This is a genomic window from Flavonifractor porci, from assembly GCF_037572415.1.
GTDB classification, from domain to species: Bacteria; Bacillota; Clostridia; order Oscillospirales; family Oscillospiraceae; genus Flavonifractor; species Flavonifractor porci.
Map to the genome: position 1 here is coordinate 156,438 of NZ_JBBHLB010000002.1, position 14,822 is coordinate 171,259.

Annotated in this window: 17 protein-coding genes and 1 riboswitch; all 17 genes read left to right on the top strand. The window is 65.3% G+C overall.

What is annotated here, in order from left to right:
• Nucleotides 1-43 precede the first annotated feature (43 nt).
• The 17 genes from WHJ28_RS02990 (at nucleotide 44) to cobA (ending at nucleotide 14,821) form a co-directional block, all read left to right on the top strand.
• Nucleotides 44-565, top strand: coding sequence for a bifunctional adenosylcobinamide kinase/adenosylcobinamide-phosphate guanylyltransferase (locus WHJ28_RS02990; protein ID WP_340039649.1), 522 nt, complete (start codon nucleotides 44-46; stop codon nucleotides 563-565).
• A complete protein-coding gene (locus WHJ28_RS02995; protein WP_340039650.1) occupies nucleotides 562-1,329 on the top strand; it encodes an adenosylcobinamide-GDP ribazoletransferase in 768 nt (255 codons plus the stop codon). Before WHJ28_RS02990 ends, WHJ28_RS02995 begins: the two co-directional genes overlap by 4 nt.
• Nucleotides 1,326-1,682 (top strand): bifunctional adenosylcobinamide kinase/adenosylcobinamide-phosphate guanylyltransferase, encoded by a 357-nt coding sequence (locus tag WHJ28_RS03000; protein ID WP_340039651.1) that lies wholly within the window; start codon nucleotides 1,326-1,328, stop codon nucleotides 1,680-1,682. The genes WHJ28_RS02995 and WHJ28_RS03000 overlap by 4 nt, the downstream gene beginning before the upstream one ends.
• Nucleotides 1,673-2,266, top strand: coding sequence for a histidine phosphatase family protein (locus WHJ28_RS03005; RefSeq protein ID WP_340039653.1), 594 nt, complete (start codon nucleotides 1,673-1,675; stop codon nucleotides 2,264-2,266). The genes WHJ28_RS03000 and WHJ28_RS03005 overlap by 10 nt, the downstream gene beginning before the upstream one ends.
• Nucleotides 2,263-3,240, top strand: a complete 978-nt coding sequence (gene cbiB / locus WHJ28_RS03010) for an adenosylcobinamide-phosphate synthase CbiB (protein ID WP_340039654.1) — start codon at nucleotides 2,263-2,265, stop codon at nucleotides 3,238-3,240. Before WHJ28_RS03005 ends, cbiB begins: the two co-directional genes overlap by 4 nt.
• Nucleotides 3,241-3,279: 39 nt before the next feature.
• Nucleotides 3,280-4,335 (top strand): threonine-phosphate decarboxylase CobD, encoded by a 1,056-nt coding sequence (cobD, locus tag WHJ28_RS03015; protein ID WP_340039655.1) that lies wholly within the window; start codon nucleotides 3,280-3,282, stop codon nucleotides 4,333-4,335.
• Entirely contained in the window at nucleotides 4,335-5,831 is a 1,497-nt protein-coding gene (locus WHJ28_RS03020; protein WP_340039656.1) for a cobyric acid synthase, read from the top strand. Before cobD ends, WHJ28_RS03020 begins: the two co-directional genes overlap by 1 nt.
• A gap of 3 nt (nucleotides 5,832-5,834) precedes the next feature.
• Nucleotides 5,835-6,482, top strand: coding sequence for a precorrin-8X methylmutase (locus tag WHJ28_RS03025; RefSeq protein ID WP_340039657.1), 648 nt, complete (start codon nucleotides 5,835-5,837; stop codon nucleotides 6,480-6,482).
• Between the two features lie 5 nt (nucleotides 6,483-6,487).
• Entirely contained in the window at nucleotides 6,488-7,273 is a 786-nt protein-coding gene (locus WHJ28_RS03030) for a sirohydrochlorin cobaltochelatase (protein WP_340039658.1), read from the top strand.
• Nucleotides 7,254-7,443, top strand: a riboswitch (cobalamin riboswitch). (Overlaps the previous gene by 20 nt.)
• A 33-nt stretch (nucleotides 7,444-7,476) precedes the next feature.
• A complete protein-coding gene (locus WHJ28_RS03035; protein WP_340039659.1) occupies nucleotides 7,477-8,196 on the top strand; it encodes an energy-coupling factor ABC transporter permease in 720 nt (239 codons plus the stop codon).
• Nucleotides 8,197-8,209: 13 nt separating this feature from the next.
• Nucleotides 8,210-8,506, top strand: a complete 297-nt coding sequence (locus WHJ28_RS03040) for an energy-coupling factor ABC transporter substrate-binding protein (RefSeq protein WP_087270639.1) — start codon at nucleotides 8,210-8,212, stop codon at nucleotides 8,504-8,506.
• Between the two features lie 2 nt (nucleotides 8,507-8,508).
• On the top strand, nucleotides 8,509-9,288 hold the full coding sequence (gene cbiQ, locus WHJ28_RS03045; protein WP_340039661.1) for a cobalt ECF transporter T component CbiQ: 780 nt from the start codon (nucleotides 8,509-8,511) through the stop codon (nucleotides 9,286-9,288).
• A complete protein-coding gene (locus WHJ28_RS03050) occupies nucleotides 9,285-10,133 on the top strand; it encodes an ATP-binding cassette domain-containing protein (RefSeq protein ID WP_340039662.1) in 849 nt (282 codons plus the stop codon). Before cbiQ ends, WHJ28_RS03050 begins: the two co-directional genes overlap by 4 nt.
• Complete coding sequence (gene cobI / locus WHJ28_RS03055) at nucleotides 10,130-10,822, top strand: precorrin-2 C(20)-methyltransferase (protein ID WP_340039663.1); 693 nt, start codon at nucleotides 10,130-10,132, stop codon at nucleotides 10,820-10,822. Before WHJ28_RS03050 ends, cobI begins: the two co-directional genes overlap by 4 nt.
• The gene (locus WHJ28_RS03060; RefSeq protein WP_340039664.1) at nucleotides 10,819-12,465 is read left to right on the top strand and encodes an NAD(P)-dependent oxidoreductase; all 1,647 of its coding nucleotides are present in this window, start codon (nucleotides 10,819-10,821) and stop codon (nucleotides 12,463-12,465) included. Before cobI ends, WHJ28_RS03060 begins: the two co-directional genes overlap by 4 nt.
• Nucleotides 12,462-13,352 (top strand): hydroxymethylbilane synthase, encoded by an 891-nt coding sequence (hemC, locus tag WHJ28_RS03065; protein WP_340039665.1) that lies wholly within the window; start codon nucleotides 12,462-12,464, stop codon nucleotides 13,350-13,352. The genes WHJ28_RS03060 and hemC overlap by 4 nt, the downstream gene beginning before the upstream one ends.
• Nucleotides 13,337-14,821 (top strand): uroporphyrinogen-III C-methyltransferase, encoded by a 1,485-nt coding sequence (cobA, locus tag WHJ28_RS03070; RefSeq protein WP_340039666.1) that lies wholly within the window; start codon nucleotides 13,337-13,339, stop codon nucleotides 14,819-14,821. Before hemC ends, cobA begins: the two co-directional genes overlap by 16 nt.
• Nucleotide 14,822: the final 1 nt, after the last annotated feature.

The following is a 14,822-nucleotide window of genomic DNA, read 5'->3' on the forward strand; positions in this document are numbered from 1 at the left end:
GGGGCGGGTGCCCACACCCGCCCGTTTGAAGGGAGGAATCACCATGTTAATCCTGGTTTCCGGCGGCTCGGCCAGCGGGAAGTCGGAATTTGCCGAGGGTCTGGTGACCTCCTCCGGCCTGGAAAAGCGGATCTATCTGGCCACCATGCAGGTGTGGGACGCCGAGAGCATCCGCCGGGTGGAGCGTCACCGGCAGATGCGCGCCGGCAAGGGCTTTGAGACGGTGGAGTGTCCCACCGGCCTGGCGGACGCCATTCTCCCTGCCGGCTGCGCCGTGCTGCTGGAGGACCTGTCCAACCTGTGCGCCAACGAGTATTTTTCCCCCGACGGGAAGGACGGTGCTCTGGACCGGGTGCTCTCTGGCATCTGTAAGGCGGCAGAGCAGGCGGAGCTGCTGGTGGTGGTCACCAACGAGCTTTTCTCCGATGGCATGGATTACGACCCCGTCACCCTGGACTATCTGTCGGTACTGGGGGAGCTGAATCGCCGGGTGGCCGCCCTGGCGGGGCAGGTCTACGAAGTGGTGTGCGGCATCCCCGTGGCGTGGAAAGGAGAACGTGCGTGAAAAGTCTTATCATTGCCTTTGCCATGTACTCCAAGGTCCCCATGCCAAGGGTGGACTGGGAGAAGCGCGCCCTGTCCTGGGCCCTGTGCTGGTTCCCTCTGGTGGGAGCGGTTATCGGCGCGGTGCTGTACGGCTGGATGATCCTGGCCCGGTATCTGGGCTTTGGGCCTCTCTTCTTTGCCGCCTTTGCCCTGCTCATCCCCATTGCCCTCAGCGGCGGCATCCATCTGGACGGCTTCTGCGACACCTGCGACGCCCTGTCTTCCCACCAGACCAGGGAGCGTAAGCTGGAGATTTTGAAGGACTCCCACACCGGGGCCTTCGCCATCATCTGCTGCGGGCTCTACCTGCTGGTGTTCTTTGCCTGCTGGAGTGAGGTGGCGGCATCGGGGCGGGCCGCTCTGGTGCTGGCGTTGGGGCCGGTGCTCTCCCGCAGCCTGTCCGGCCTCTTTGCACTTTCCCTGCCCAACGCCCGGGGCACCGGCCTGCTGGCCACCTTCACCGGGCCTATGGACACCGTCAAGGCCCGTGGCGTCATGGTGATCTGGGTGGCAGTCTGCGTGGCCGCCATGCTGTGGCTGGACCTGTGGACCGGGGGCGCCGCCCTGCTGGGGGCTGGGCTGGCCTGCCTCTACTACCGGGTCATGAGCGCCCGGCAGTTTGGAGGGGTCACCGGCGATCTGGCTGGATTCTTCCTCCAGATCTGCGAGCTGGGCATGGTGCTGATGGTGGCCGTGGTCCAGAAAATCGAGGTGTTGGTATGATACTCATCATTGGCGGTGCGGGTCAGGGTAAGCTGGACTATGTGCTGCAAAAAACCGGATATACCTCCGACCAGGTGGCCCATACCCCGGAGGAGGCCAGGCAGAAGCCGGTCTTTGACGGCCTGGAACAGTGGCCCCACCTGGATGAGGAAGCGTTGCTGACCGCCAATCCCAAAGTCATCCTGATCTGCGCCGAGGTGGGCTGCGGCGTAGTACCCATCGACCCGGACCAGCGGGCCTGGCGGGAGGACGTGGGGCGGCTGTGCTGCCGTCTGGCCAAGCGGGCGGAGCGGGTGGAGCGCATTTTCTGTGGCCTGCCCATGACCCTGAAAGGAGACAAACCATGGAACTGATCCTCATCCGTCACGGAACCACCCAGGGCAACCTGGAAAAGCGGTTCATCGGTATGCTGGATGTGCCGCTGGCCCCCCAGGGGGAGGAACTGGCCCGAAAGGTGGGGCCCATCCTGCCCCATGTGGAGCACATCTACCGCTCCCCCCTGATACGGTGCCGCCAGACGGCGGAGCTGCTGTGGCCGGGGGTGGAGACCACCGTGATCGAAGAGCTGCGGGAGACCGACTTCGGCCCCTTTGAGGGGAAAAACCACCAGGAACTGAAGGACGACCCCCTGTATCAGGCCTGGATCGGCCAGGGCGACCGGCTGAACTTTGCCGCCATGCCGGTGGGCGAGACCGCCGAGCAGGTGGTGGAGCGGGTGTCCATCGGCCTTGAGAAGCTGGCCAAGGATGCCGCCGCCCACGGCTTTGAGCGGGTGGGCATGGTGTCCCACGGCGGAGCGCTGATGGGTCTGCTGTCCAAGTATGGCCGCCCGGAGAGGGCGTATTACGACTGGATGTGCCCCAACTGCGGCGGCTTCCGTATGGCGCTGGACCTGGACACCCTGGAACTGACGGTGCTGGAGGAGTATAAGGGATGAGTTGGTGGATCAGTCATCTGACGGCGCTGCTCATTGGCTTCTGCCTGGACCTGCTGCTGGGAGACCCTCACTGGGCTCCCCACCCGGTGCGGGCCATCGGCGCCCTGATTTCCGGTCTGGAAAAGGTGTTGCGGAAGATCTTCCCCAAGTCCCGAGGCGGTGAGCTGGCAGGGGGCGTGGTACTGGTGCTCCTCACCCTGGCGATCCCCACCGGCCTGACGGTATTGTTGCTGTGGGCCTGCTGGCTGGTCAGCCCCTGGCTGTCCCTGGCGGTGGAGAGCGTGGTGAGCTACCAGTTGCTGGCCACCAAGTCTCTGGCCGCCGAGAGCCGTAAAGTGTACGATGCCCTCAAGACTGGGGATCTGGAGAAAGCCCGGTATGCCGTCTCTATGATCGTGGGCCGGGACACCGACCGGCTGGACGAGGCCGGGGTGACCAAAGCGGCCGTGGAGACGGTGGCGGAGAACGCCTCCGATGGCGTCATCGCCCCCCTCATCTTCCTGGCCATCGGCGGTGCGCCCCTGGGTATGTTCTATAAAGCAGCCAACACTATGGACTCCATGGTGGGCTATAAAAATGACAAATACCTCTACTTTGGCCGGGCGGCGGCCAAGTGGGATGACGTGCTCAACTTCCTGCCCGCCCGCATTTCCGGCGTGCTCATGTGCCTGGGGGCTGTGGCAGCGGGGTACGACGGGAAGAACGCCTGGCGCATTTTCCTGCGGGATCGGAAAAAGCACAAGTCTCCCAACTCTGCCCACACTGAGGCGGCCTGCGCGGGCGCGCTCCAGCTTCAGCTGGCGGGTCCCAACTGGTACTTCGGCAAGCTGGTGGAGAAGCCCACCATCGGGGACGACCAGCGGCCCCCCGAGCCTCTGGACATCCTGCGGTCGGGCCGGATTTTATACGCCACCGCCTTTTTCGCCCTGCTGCTCTTCTGCGGGGTGCCCCTGCTGATTTTATTGTTCCCATGAGGGCGGATGCCCACTTTGTCCACGAAAAGGAGCGTTGTTATGCCAGTCTACACCCACGGCGGGGATATCCTCACCGCCCAGGCCGCCTACGGCGGGGAGGTCCTGGACTTTTCCGCCAACCTGAACCCCCTGGGGATGCCTGCCCTGGTGGCGGAGGCGGTCCGGCAGGCGGCGGACCAGTCCGCCCGCTACCCGGACCCTCTGTGCCGGGACCTGCGGCGGGCCATCGCCGCCCACGACGGGGTGGGGGAGGAGCAGGTGGTGTGCGGCAACGGAGCCGCCGACCTGATCTTCCGGCTGGCCTTCGCATTGAAGCCTGGAAAAGCTCTGGTTACCGCTCCCAGCTTCTCCGAGTATGAGGAGGCCGTGACCTGCGTGGGCTGCGAGGTGGCCCGGTACACCCTGGACCAGAGCAGGAACTTCGATCTGGACGCTGGCTTCGTGGACGCCATCGGTCCGGACATTGACCTGGTGTTCCTGTGTACCCCCAACAACCCCACCGGGCGGCTGATTGATGAGGATCTGCTGGAAGAAGTGGTGAAGCGGTGCGGCGCTGTGGGGGCGGTGCTGGCGGTGGACGAATGCTTTCTGCCGCTGGCCACCGGCGGGCCGGGGCTGGCCCCATGGCTGGAGAACCACCCCCATCTGGTGCTGCTGCGGGCCTTCACCAAGAGCTACGCCATGGCGGGGCTGCGGCTGGGCTACTGCCTGACGGCCAACGAGGGACTGCGGGAGGAGCTGGGCAAGTTCGCCCAGCCCTGGAGCGTGTCCACCCCCGCCCAGGCGGCAGGCGTGGCGGCCCTCACCGGCTGTCCCCACTGGCTGGCGGAGGGCAGGCGCTTTGTGGAGGAGGCCCGGCCCGGTCTGGCCGCCGGTCTGACGGCAGCAGGCTGTACCGTGATCCCCGGGCAGGCAAACTATCTCCTGTTCCGGTTGCCCGGTGTGGCCGATCTGAAAGAAAAACTGCTGGAGCGTGGTGTGCTCATCCGCTCCTGCGCCAACTACCACGGTCTGGGCCCCGACTGGTACCGGGTGTGCGTCCGGGGCGAAGAAGAAAACCGGCGGCTGCTGGCCGCCCTCAGCGAGGTGCAGTGATGGCAAAGGCAATTATGATCCAGGGCACCGCCTCCAACGCCGGCAAGTCTCTGCTGGCGGCAGGGCTGTGCCGCATCTTCAAGCAGGACGGCTACAAGGTGGCCCCCTTCAAGTCCCAGAACATGGCCCTCAACTCCGCCATCACCCCCGACGGGCTGGAGATGGGCCGTGCCCAGGTCATGCAGGCCGAGGCGGCGGGGGTGGCCCCCGACGTGCGGATGAACCCCATTCTCCTGAAGCCCACCAGCGACGTGGGCTCCCAGGTCATCGTCAACGGTATTCCACGGGGTACTATGAAGGCGGGAGATTACTTTCAGTATAAGAAAAATCTCATTCCCGATGTGATGGAGGCCTATTCCTCCCTGGCCGAGGAGTATGATATCATCGTCATTGAGGGGGCGGGCAGCCCGGCGGAAATCAACCTGAAAGAGGACGATCTGGTCAATATGGGCATGGCCCGGATGGCCAAGGCCCCGGTGCTGCTGTGCGGCGACATTGACCGGGGGGGTGTGTTCGCCTCCCTCTACGGCACGGTGAAGCTGCTGGACCCGGACGAGCAGGACCTGATAAAGGGCCTCATCATCAACAAGTTCCGAGGGGACGTGGAGATTCTCCGCCCCGGCCTGACCCAGTTGGAGGAGCTGGCGGGCAAGCCGGTGCTGGGCGTGGTGCCCATGCTGGAGGTGGACGTGGACGATGAAGACTCCCTGTCCGCCCGTCTGTCCAAATCCGGTAAAGTGGGCCTGGTGGACATGGCGGTGATCCGCCTGCCCCGGCTTTCCAACTTCACTGACTTTAACCCCCTGGAGCGGATGGAGGAGGTCTCCCTCCGCTATGTGGGGAGCGTGGGGGAGCTGGGCCACCCCGACCTCATCATTCTGCCCGGCACCAAGAACACCATGGACGACCTGCGGTGGCTGCGGCAGAGCGGCCTGGAGGGCGCCATTCTGAAGCACGCCGCCAGGGGCGGCGCGGTCATTGGCATCTGCGGCGGCTATCAGATGCTGGGCAACACCGTCTCCGACCCCGACGGGGTGGAGGGCGGCGGCACCCTGGCGGGGCTGGGCCTGCTGCCCTCGGAAACCGTGTTCCAGGGGGAGAAGACCCGCACCCGGGTGACCGGTACCTTTGCCCAGGCCGAGGGCATCTTTGCCCCTCTGGCCGGTGTGGCTTTTGAGGGCTATGAGATCCACATGGGCAAGACGGAGAGCGCTGCCGCCCCCCTGGTGAAGTTTGTCACCCAGACCGGGGAGGAACACACCGACGGCCTGAGTAACGGCAACGTGTGGGGCTGCTACGTCCACGGCATCTTTGACAAGGCCGGGGCGGCCTCCGCTCTGGTGAACTGCCTGCTGAAGGCCAAGGGCCTGGAGGGACAGGCCGCCAGCGTGGACTGGCAGGAGTACGCCCAGCGGCAATACGACAAGCTGGCGGACGGTCTGCGGGCCAGTCTGGATATGGAGCGGATCTACCGCATCCTGAACGGGGAGGAATGATCCATGAAAAAGATAGAGTTGCAGCGGGTGGCCCCCGCTGAGATCGAGGCCAGAAGTATGGAGATCATTGGCCAGGAGCTGGGTGAGCGGGTATTTCCCGCCGACCAGCTGCCGGTGATCAAGCGGGCCATCCACACCAGCGCCGACTTCGACTATGCCGACAATCTGGTGTTCTCTCCTGACGCGGTGGCGGCGGGTATTGCCGCCATCAAGGGGGGCTGCACCATCGTCACCGATACCCAGATGGCCTTCTCCGGGGTCAACAAGAAGGTGCTGGAGAAGTTCGGCGGCAAGGCCGTATGCTTCATGTCCGACCCGGATGTGGCTGCCGAGGCCAAGGCTCGTGGGGAGACCCGGGCCACTGTGTCCATGGAGCGGGCCGCTCAGCTGGAGGGCCCTCTGGTGCTGGCCATCGGCAACGCCCCCACTGCTCTGGTGCGGATTTGCGAATTGATCGAAGAGGGGAAGATGGCCCCCGCCCTGGTGATCGGCGTGCCGGTGGGCTTTGTCAACGTGGTGGAGAGCAAGGAGCTGCTCCTCACCATGGATATCCCCCACATCGTGGCCCGGGGCCGCAAGGGAGGCAGCAATGTGGCCGCCGCCATCTGCAACGCCCTGCTCTACCAGGCCAGCAACAACGTACGGGAGTGAAGGATATGAATAGACAAGCCCTTCTGGCGGTGTCCTTCGGCACCAGCCACCGGGACACCCTGGAAAAGACCATCGCCGCCATTGAGAAGGCCCTGGCCGCCGCCTTTCCGGAGCGCACCCTGCGCCGGGCCTTCACCAGCGGTATGATTTTAAGAAAGCTGGAGCGGGAGGGTACCCACATCGACGACGTGCCCGCCGCCCTGGAGAAGCTGGCGGCGGAGGGATACACCGACGTGCTGGTCCAGCCCACCCACATCATGAACGGCGATGAGTACGACAAGATGATGGACCTGGCCACCCCTTTTGAAGACCGGTTTGAGAAGCTGACCTTTGGCCGCCCCTTGCTCACCGAGACCGGGGACTACCTGGACGCGGTGCAGGCTCTGCTCCATAATCTGCCGGAGGCGGAGGAGGGCAAGGCCATCCTCTACATGGGCCACGGCACCGAGCACTTTGCCAACTCCTGTTACGCCCTGCTGGAGTATGTGTTCCGGGATATGGGCCGGAAGGATGTGGTCATCGGCACGGTGGAAGGCTACCCCGGGTTCGGGGAGGCGGCGCGCCGTATCCAAGAACTGGGCGCCACAAAGGTGGAGCTGCGCCCCCTGATGATCGTGGCGGGCGACCACGCCAAAAACGATCTGGCGGGGGAGGAGGAGGATTCCTGGAAGTCCCTGCTGGAGCAGAAGGGCTACGCCGTCAACTGTGTGCTCCAGGGCCTGGGGGAGTTTCCCAGCATCCAGGCCCTCTTTGTCAAGCACGCCGGAGAGGCCAAACAACTCCAGGCGTAAGCCTGTTTTGCATAGAGGGCCGGGAAAAGGGAAGCCGGGTGGAAATCCCGCGCAGTCCCGCTGCCGTAAGAGAAGAGCCGCCGGGCACCATGTCACTGGGGAAACCTGGGAAGACGCACGGCGGCAGAGAGGCTCAAGCCGGAAAACCTTGCCCGGCCCGGCAATCCAAACGCCTACGAGTGATAGGAAAGGATGAAACGACTATGAGAACTCTGACTGCCAACAAAACCGTCCGCGCCGCGGCGGTGCTGGTGGGGCTGCTGGGTCTGATGACCATGAGCGCCTCCGCCATGCACATTGCCGAAGGTATGCTGCCCGTGCCCTGGGCCATCGGCTGGGGCGCGGTGTGTGTGCCCTTCCTGGTGGCCGGCTTCTTCTCCATCAAGAAGAAGATCGACCAGGCCCCCCGGGCCAAGATCCTGCTGGCCATGTGCGGCGCCTTCGCCTTCGTGCTGTCCGCCCTGAAGATCCCCTCGGTGTCCGGCTCCTGCTCCCACCCCACCGGTGTGGGCCTGGGCGCCATCCTGTTCGGGCCCCTGGTCATGACGGTGCTGGGACTGATCGTGCTTCTCTTCCAGGCCCTGCTGCTGGCCCACGGCGGCCTCACCACCCTGGGCGCCAACGTATTCTCCATGGCCATTGCCGGGCCCATCGTGTCCTGGCTGGTCTATAAGCTGCTGCGGAAGGTCAAGGCTCCCGCCGCTGTGGCGGTGTTTGCCGCCGCCGCCCTGGGCGACCTCTTCACCTATGTGGTCACCTCGGTACAGCTGGGGGTCATCAACGGCGGCATGGTGAAGTTCCTTACCATCTTCGCCGTCACCCAGGTACCGCTGGCCATTGCCGAGGGCCTGCTCACCGTGGTGATCTTCAACGTGCTGGAGAAGTACAGCAAGACCGAGCTCCATGAGCTGCAGGTGCTGTAAGGAGGGGATGGATATGAAAGTTTGGCAGAAAAATTTGATTTTGATCCTGTTGGTGGTGGTCATCGCCGCCGTGCCCCTGTGGCTGCTGCCCAACGCCGAGTTCGGCGGAGCCGACGGCCAGGCTGAGGAGGCCATTATGGAGCTCAACCCCGACTATGAGCCCTGGTTTGAGCCCATTCTGGAGCCCGCCAGCGGCGAGGTGGAGTCCATGCTCTTCGCTCTCCAGGCCGCCATCGGCGCCGGTGTGGTGGGCTTTATTCTGGGCCGCATCACCAAGAAGCCGGACGGGAAAGAGAAAGGAACGAACTGACCATGGGCACCGACCGCTACGCCTATCAGTCCCGCCTGCGGCGGGTGTCCCCCATGCCCAAGCTGCTGCTGACGGTGGTCGCCCTGGTGATTTGCCTGTGCTGCGACAGCGTGGCGGTGGGCCTGTTTACCCTGGTTCTGATGGGGGTGCTTATTACCGCCCTGGGGGGACTGCCCCCCAGGGTGTACCTCCATTTTCTCAAGGTGCCGCTGATCTTCCTGGTCATCGGCTGCCTTACCATCGTGGCGGGGGCCTATCCTGCCGGGACAGAGATGGTGGCCGCCATTCCGGTGGGCGACAGCTTGTGGGGCTTTACCATGGATGGCCTTTGGCTGGGCGGGCGCATTTTCTGCAAGGCCCTGGGGGCGGTGGGATGTATGTACTTTCTCTCTCTCAATACCCCCGTTACCGACCTGACCATGGCCCTGGAGAAGCTCCATGTGCCAAAGCTGCTGGTGGAGCTGATGGAGCTCATCTACCGCTTCATCTTCGTGCTGGCTGAGACGGCTTCCAACATCCGCACCGCCCAGGATTCCCGGCTGGGCTACCGGGGATTTCGCCGGTCGGTGTCCTCCTTGGGGATGCTCTCCTCCATGGTGTTTCTGCGGGCATGGCGGAAGGCCGACCGTATCTATACCGCCCTGGAGTCCCGGGGCTATACCGGCAGCCTCACCACCCTGAACGACGCCTACCGTCCGGGGTGGGGGCTGCTCCCCCTCACCGCCCTGGCGGCGGCGGGGCAGATCGCCATTTGGCTTGTGGAAGGGAGGCTGCTGGGATGAAGGCCATCCAGGCAGAAGATCTGTGTTATACCTATGAGGACGGCACCATAGCCCTGGACCATATTACCTTTGCCGCGGAAAAGGGCAAGGTCACCGGTATTCTGGGGGCCAACGGGGCGGGCAAATCCACCCTGTTTCTCAGCCTCAACGGGGTGCTCACCCCCAAGAGCGGCAAGGTGGTGCTTGGGGGCCAGCCGGTGCGCTACGATAAAAAGGGCCTGCTGGAGCTGCGCCGCCGGGTGGGCATTGTGTTTCAGGACCCGGACGACCAGCTGTTCTCCGCCGACGTGTACCGGGACGTGTCCTTCGGCGGGGTAAATCTGGGCCTGCCGGCGGAGGAGGTCCGCCGCCGGGTGGAAGCCGCCCTGGAACGTACCGGCGTGTCCCACCTGCGGGACAAACCCACCCATGCCCTGTCCTACGGACAGAAGAAGCGGGTGGCTATCGCCGGGGTGCTGGTGATGGAGCCGGAGGTGCTCATCCTGGACGAGCCCACCGCCGGCCTGGACCCCCAGGGGGTGAGCGACATCATGAAGCTGCTCACCCGCCTGCGGGACGAGCTGGGTATGACGGTGCTCATCGCCACCCATGACATGGACATCGTGCCCCTGTACTGCGACTATGCCTACCTGCTGGGAGGGGGCAAGGTTCTGCTGGAGGGCACGCCGGAGCAGCTCTTTGCCGATCCGGCGGCCCTGCGTGCCAATCATCTGCGTCTGCCCCGCATCGCCCATCTGATGGAGGTGCTGCGGGAGGTGGACGGTCTGGATGCCGACCGGTCCGCCGCCACCATTGGGGCGGCCCGGCGGGAGATCCTGCGAATGCTCAAGGAGGAAAACCAATGAGAGGAATGTTGTACGGTGTGGGGGTTGGCCCCGGCGATCCCGAACTGATCACCAAGAAGGCGGAGCGCATCATCCGCCAGGCGGCGGTGCTGGCCGTGCCCGACGCGGGCCGGGGGGAGAAGACCGCCCTCAATATCGTGGGGGAGCTGGCTGACGGCAAGGAGTTGCTCAACTGCGCTGCCCCTATGGTGCGGGATCACGCCGCTCTGGACGCGGCCTATGAGCGCAACGCCGACCTGGTGTGCGCCGCCCTGGACGGGGGCAAGGACGTGGCCTTCATCACCCTGGGGGACCCCACGGTGTACTCTACTTACCTCTACCTCCACAAAAAAGTGGTGGCCCGGGGGTACGACGCCCAGATCATCCCCGGCGTGCCCTCCTTCTGCGCCGTGGCCGCCAAGCTGAACATGGCCCTGTGCGAGAAGAGCGAGCGGCTGCTCATCGTCCCCGCCTCCCACAAGGATGTGTCCGACTGCCTGGACCTGGATGCCAACCTGGTGTTCATGAAGGCGGGCAAGGAGATCGGCGCCCTGAAAAACACGCTGGAGGAGCACGGCTTGCTGGGACGTGCCTCCCTGGTGGCCAACTGCGGCATGGAAGGGGAACTGGTGTGTCCCCGCTTTGCCGACCTGGAGGAGGGCAGCGGCTACTTCTCGGTGGTGCTGGTGAAAAAGGGGGAAGAGGCGTGAAGCTCATCATGACCGGCCTGGACTGGCATAAAGCCCCCATCGACCTGCGGGAACAGCTGTCCTTTACCCGCAATCAGGTGCTGGAGCTGGATCGCCGCCTGTCCCGCCGGGCAGGGGTGGAGGGCTGCGTGCTGCTGTCCACCTGCAACCGAACTGAGCTCTACCTGTCCTGCGGGGAGGGCCCCATGCCTGACCCGGGACGGCTGCTGTGCGATGAGGCGGGGGTGGAATATGCCCCCTTTGCGGCCGCCTTTGTGACCCGGACGGGGGAGGAGGCGGCCCGCCACCTGATGGAGGTGGCCGGCGGCCTGCGCTCCCAGATCTGGGGGGAAGATCAGATCGTCACCCAGGTGAAGGGCGCCGTTCAGGCTGCCCGGGAGGCAGGCACGGCGGACGGGGTGCTGGAGACGCTGTTCCGCAACGCCGCTGCCGCCGGTAAAGAGATCAAGACCAAAGTCCGTTTCATTGGGGTGCCCCGTTCGGCGGCCCGGTCGGCCGTGGACCGGCTGGAAGCCCATCTGGGGAGCCTGAAGGGCCGGAAGGCCCTGGTCATCGGCAACGGGGAGATGGGGCGGCTGTCTGCCTCCCTCCTCTACGAGGCGGGGTGTGCCGTCACCGTGACCCTGCGCAGCTATCACCACGGGGAGACCGTGGTGCCCGCCGGGTGCGCCGTTACTCCCTATGAGGAGCGATATCAGGCCATGGAGGGCATGGATCTGGTACTCTCCGCCACCACCAGCCCCCACTATACCGTGACGGCCTGGGAGCTGGCGGAGCTGTCCAATCCGCCCAGGGTGCTGGCCGACCTGGCCATCCCCCGGGACATCGAGCCCCAGGTGGCCACCCTGCCCGGCTTCACCCTCTACAATGTGGACGACCTGGGGGTGGATGCCAGCCGGGAACTTCCACCGGAGGCGGCGGCCATTGTGGAAAAGTATCTGGACCGGCTGAGCCAGTGGGAGAACTACAAGAATTGCCTGCCCGGCCTGGAGCGGGTCAAGCAGGCGGTGGCCGCCCGTGTGCTGTCCACCGATCTGGAGGGCCCGGAGGCCCGGGAACTGGTGGAACTGGCGGTGAGCCGGGCGGTGGATCTGCTGTCCGGCGGGTTGAAGGATAACCTGACCCCGGAGGATCTGGAGCGGTGCGCCGCCAAGATCGAGGTACATACCGCCGCCAAGCCCCGGTGGACCTTACCGCCGGAAAAGCACTTCCGTTTTCCACTGTTCATCGACCTGGTGGGGAAAACTGCGGTGGTCATCGGCGGCGGTGTGGTAGCCTGCCGCCGGGCGGAGGTATTGGCCCGTTTCGGCGCGGAGGTCAGAGTCATTGCCCCCAGGTGTAAAGCCCTGGACGGGCGCATACAGTGGGAGGGACGGTCCTATGCCCCCGGCGATCTGGCGGGAGCCGCCATTGCGGTGGCCGCCACTGACAATCGCGCTGTCAACCGCGCCGTGGGAGAGGAGGCCCGGGCCCTGGGTATCCCGGTGAGCGTGGCCGATGCCCCGGAGGAGTGTACCTTCTTTTTCCCCGCCATCTGCACCGGGGACAACATTGTGGCCGGAGTGGCCGGGCGGGGAGACGACCACGCCCGCACCGCCCGGGCCGCCAAGGCCATCCGGGCCGTACTGGAGGGATTGGAATGAAGACCATACGGGTAGGCAGCCGGGAGAGCAAGCTGGCTGTCATCCAGTCGGAGCTGGTGATGGAGGGCATCCAGACCCATCACCCGGATATTGCGTTGGAGCTGGTGACCATGAAGACCACCGGCGACAAGATCCTGGACCGCACCCTGGACAAGATTGGCGGCAAGGGCCTCTTTGTGAAGGAGCTGGACGCTGCCCTGCTGGACGGTCGGGTGGATCTGACGGTACACAGCTGCAAGGATCTGCCCATGGAGGAGGACCCGGCCATTCCCCTGGCGGGCTTCTCCAAGCGGGAGGACCCCCGGGATGTGCTGGTGCTCCCCGAGGGGGTCACCGAGCTGGACCCCGCCAAGCCCATCGGCTGCGCCTCCGCCCGGCGGACGGTGCAGCTGAAAAAGCTGTTCCCCCATATGGAGGTGGCTCCGGTGCGTGGCAATGTGCTCACCCGGCTGCGCAAGCTGGACGAGGGCCAGTATTCCGCCCTGGTGCTGGCCGCCGCCGGCCTGAAACGGCTGGGACTGGAAGGGCGCATTACCCGGTATTTTACCGTGGAGGAGATGATCCCGGCGGCGGGCCAGGGTATTATGGCCCTTCAGACCCGGGCCGGGGAGGACCTGAGCTATCTCAGCGGTGTGGTGGATGAAGCGGGTACCCTGTGCGCCCGGGCCGAGCGGGCTTTTGTCCGCAGGCTGGACGGGGGCTGCTCCTCTCCCATTGCCGCCCACGCTGTGCTGGAGGGAGAAATCATCACCCTCACCGGCCTCTATGTGGACGAGGCCGGGCAGGTGTTCCGGGAGAAAATTTCCGGACCGAAGGAAGAGGGGGCCGTGCTGGCGGAGGCGCTGGCAGACCGCATGAAGGAGGGAAACCCATGCCTGGTAAAGTGACATTGGTGGGGGCGGGGCCGGGAGATCCCGGCCTGCTGACCCGGAAGGGGCTGGAGGCCCTCCAGAAGGCGGAGGTGGTGGTGTATGACCGGCTGGTCAGCCCCGCCATCCTGGCCATGATGCCCGAGAAGGCCGAGCACATCGACGTGGGCAAGCAGGCCTCCCGCCACCCGGTGCCCCAGGACCAGATCAACCAGATTTTGTTGGACAAGGCCCTGGAGGGCAAGAATGTGGTGCGCCTCAAGGGGGGCGATCCCTTCCTCTTTGGCCGGGGCGGCGAGGAGCTGGAGCTGCTGGCCCAGCACGGCGTATCCTTTGAGGAGGTACCCGGCATCACCTCCGCCATTTCCGCCCCCGCCTACGGGGGTATCCCGGTAACCCACCGGGACTGCTGCTCCTCCCTCCACATCGTTACCGGCCATCAGCGGGCGGGGAAGGAGCTGGACATCGACTTTGAGGCCCTGGTGCGCACAAAGGGCACCCTGGTCTTTTTGATGGGCGTGTCCGCCCTGCCCCAGATCTGCAAGGGTCTGCTGGACGCGGGCATGGAGCCCGATATGCCCGCCGCCGTGGTGGAGCGGGGCACCACCCCCGCCCAGCGGCGCATTTCCGCCACCCTGGGCACCCTGCCCGCCGTGGCAGAGGAGGCCAGGGTGGAGAGCCCCGCCGTCATCGTGGTGGGCAAGGTGTGCGCCCTGGCCGAGGATTTTGACTGGTTTGACAAGCTGCCCCTGAAGGGGAAGCGGGTGGTGGTCACAAGGCCCCGGGAGCGCTCGGGCACCCTGTCCGCACGGCTGCGGGATCTGGGGGCCGATGTGTGGGAGTACCCCTGTATCGCCACTCTCCTCCTGGACCCCTGTCCCGGGGTGGATGAGGCTATGGAGCGGCTTTGTGACTATGAGTGGCTGGCCCTCACCAGCCCCGCCGGGGTGGAGGCCCTGTGGCGGTGGCTGGAGGGCCACGGCAAGGACGCCCGTGCCCTGGGTGCTGTGAAACTGGCCGCCATCGGTCCCGGTACCGCCCGTGCCCTGGCGGCCCACGGCCTGAAAGCCGACTATGTGCCGGAGGTATACGACGCCGCCCACCTGGGAGCGGGCCTGCCCGCCATGGGCAAGGTGCTGGCGCTTCGGGCGGAGGAGGGCTCCCCCGCCTTGACAGAGGGGCTGGCAAGGCGTAACATTGCCTGTGACGACGTAGCCAGCTACCGCACGGTGTACGAAAACCCCCGCTCTCAGGAGCTGCGGGAGGCGGTGGAGGGGACGGAGGGCCTGCTGGTGACCTTCACCTCCGCTTCCACCGTGAAGGGCTTCGTCTCCTCCGTGGGGGAGGACGCAAACTTCTCCCGTATGGTGGGTATGTGCATCGGGGCCCAGACCGCCGCCGAAGCACAGAAGTACGGTATCCCGGTGCGGGTGGCCCGTGAGGCCACCATGGACGCACTGGTGGAAACCATTTTGGAAGGTGTTTGAT

Bases quoted from the DNA above. Each gene is read 5' to 3' on its own strand.
- WHJ28_RS02990 (WP_340039649.1), top strand. From the start codon at position 44: ATGTTAATCCTGGTTTCCGGCGGCTCGGCCAGCGGGAAGTCGGAATTT.
- WHJ28_RS03000 (WP_340039651.1), top strand. From the start codon at position 1,326: ATGATACTCATCATTGGCGGTGCGGGTCAGGGTAAGCTGGACTATGTG.
- WHJ28_RS03005 (WP_340039653.1), top strand. From the start codon at position 1,673: ATGGAACTGATCCTCATCCGTCACGGAACCACCCAGGGCAACCTGGAA.
- cbiB (WP_340039654.1), top strand. From the start codon at position 2,263: ATGAGTTGGTGGATCAGTCATCTGACGGCGCTGCTCATTGGCTTCTGC.
- cobD (WP_340039655.1), top strand. From the start codon at position 3,280: ATGCCAGTCTACACCCACGGCGGGGATATCCTCACCGCCCAGGCCGCC.
- WHJ28_RS03020 (WP_340039656.1), top strand. From the start codon at position 4,335: ATGGCAAAGGCAATTATGATCCAGGGCACCGCCTCCAACGCCGGCAAG.
- WHJ28_RS03025 (WP_340039657.1), top strand. From the start codon at position 5,835: ATGAAAAAGATAGAGTTGCAGCGGGTGGCCCCCGCTGAGATCGAGGCC.
- WHJ28_RS03030 (WP_340039658.1), top strand. From the start codon at position 6,488: ATGAATAGACAAGCCCTTCTGGCGGTGTCCTTCGGCACCAGCCACCGG.
- WHJ28_RS03035 (WP_340039659.1), top strand. From the start codon at position 7,477: ATGAGAACTCTGACTGCCAACAAAACCGTCCGCGCCGCGGCGGTGCTG.
- WHJ28_RS03040 (WP_087270639.1), top strand. From the start codon at position 8,210: ATGAAAGTTTGGCAGAAAAATTTGATTTTGATCCTGTTGGTGGTGGTC.
- cbiQ (WP_340039661.1), top strand. From the start codon at position 8,509: ATGGGCACCGACCGCTACGCCTATCAGTCCCGCCTGCGGCGGGTGTCC.
- WHJ28_RS03050 (WP_340039662.1), top strand. From the start codon at position 9,285: ATGAAGGCCATCCAGGCAGAAGATCTGTGTTATACCTATGAGGACGGC.
- cobI (WP_340039663.1), top strand. From the start codon at position 10,130: ATGAGAGGAATGTTGTACGGTGTGGGGGTTGGCCCCGGCGATCCCGAA.
- hemC (WP_340039665.1), top strand. From the start codon at position 12,462: ATGAAGACCATACGGGTAGGCAGCCGGGAGAGCAAGCTGGCTGTCATC.
- cobA (WP_340039666.1), top strand. From the start codon at position 13,337: ATGCCTGGTAAAGTGACATTGGTGGGGGCGGGGCCGGGAGATCCCGGC.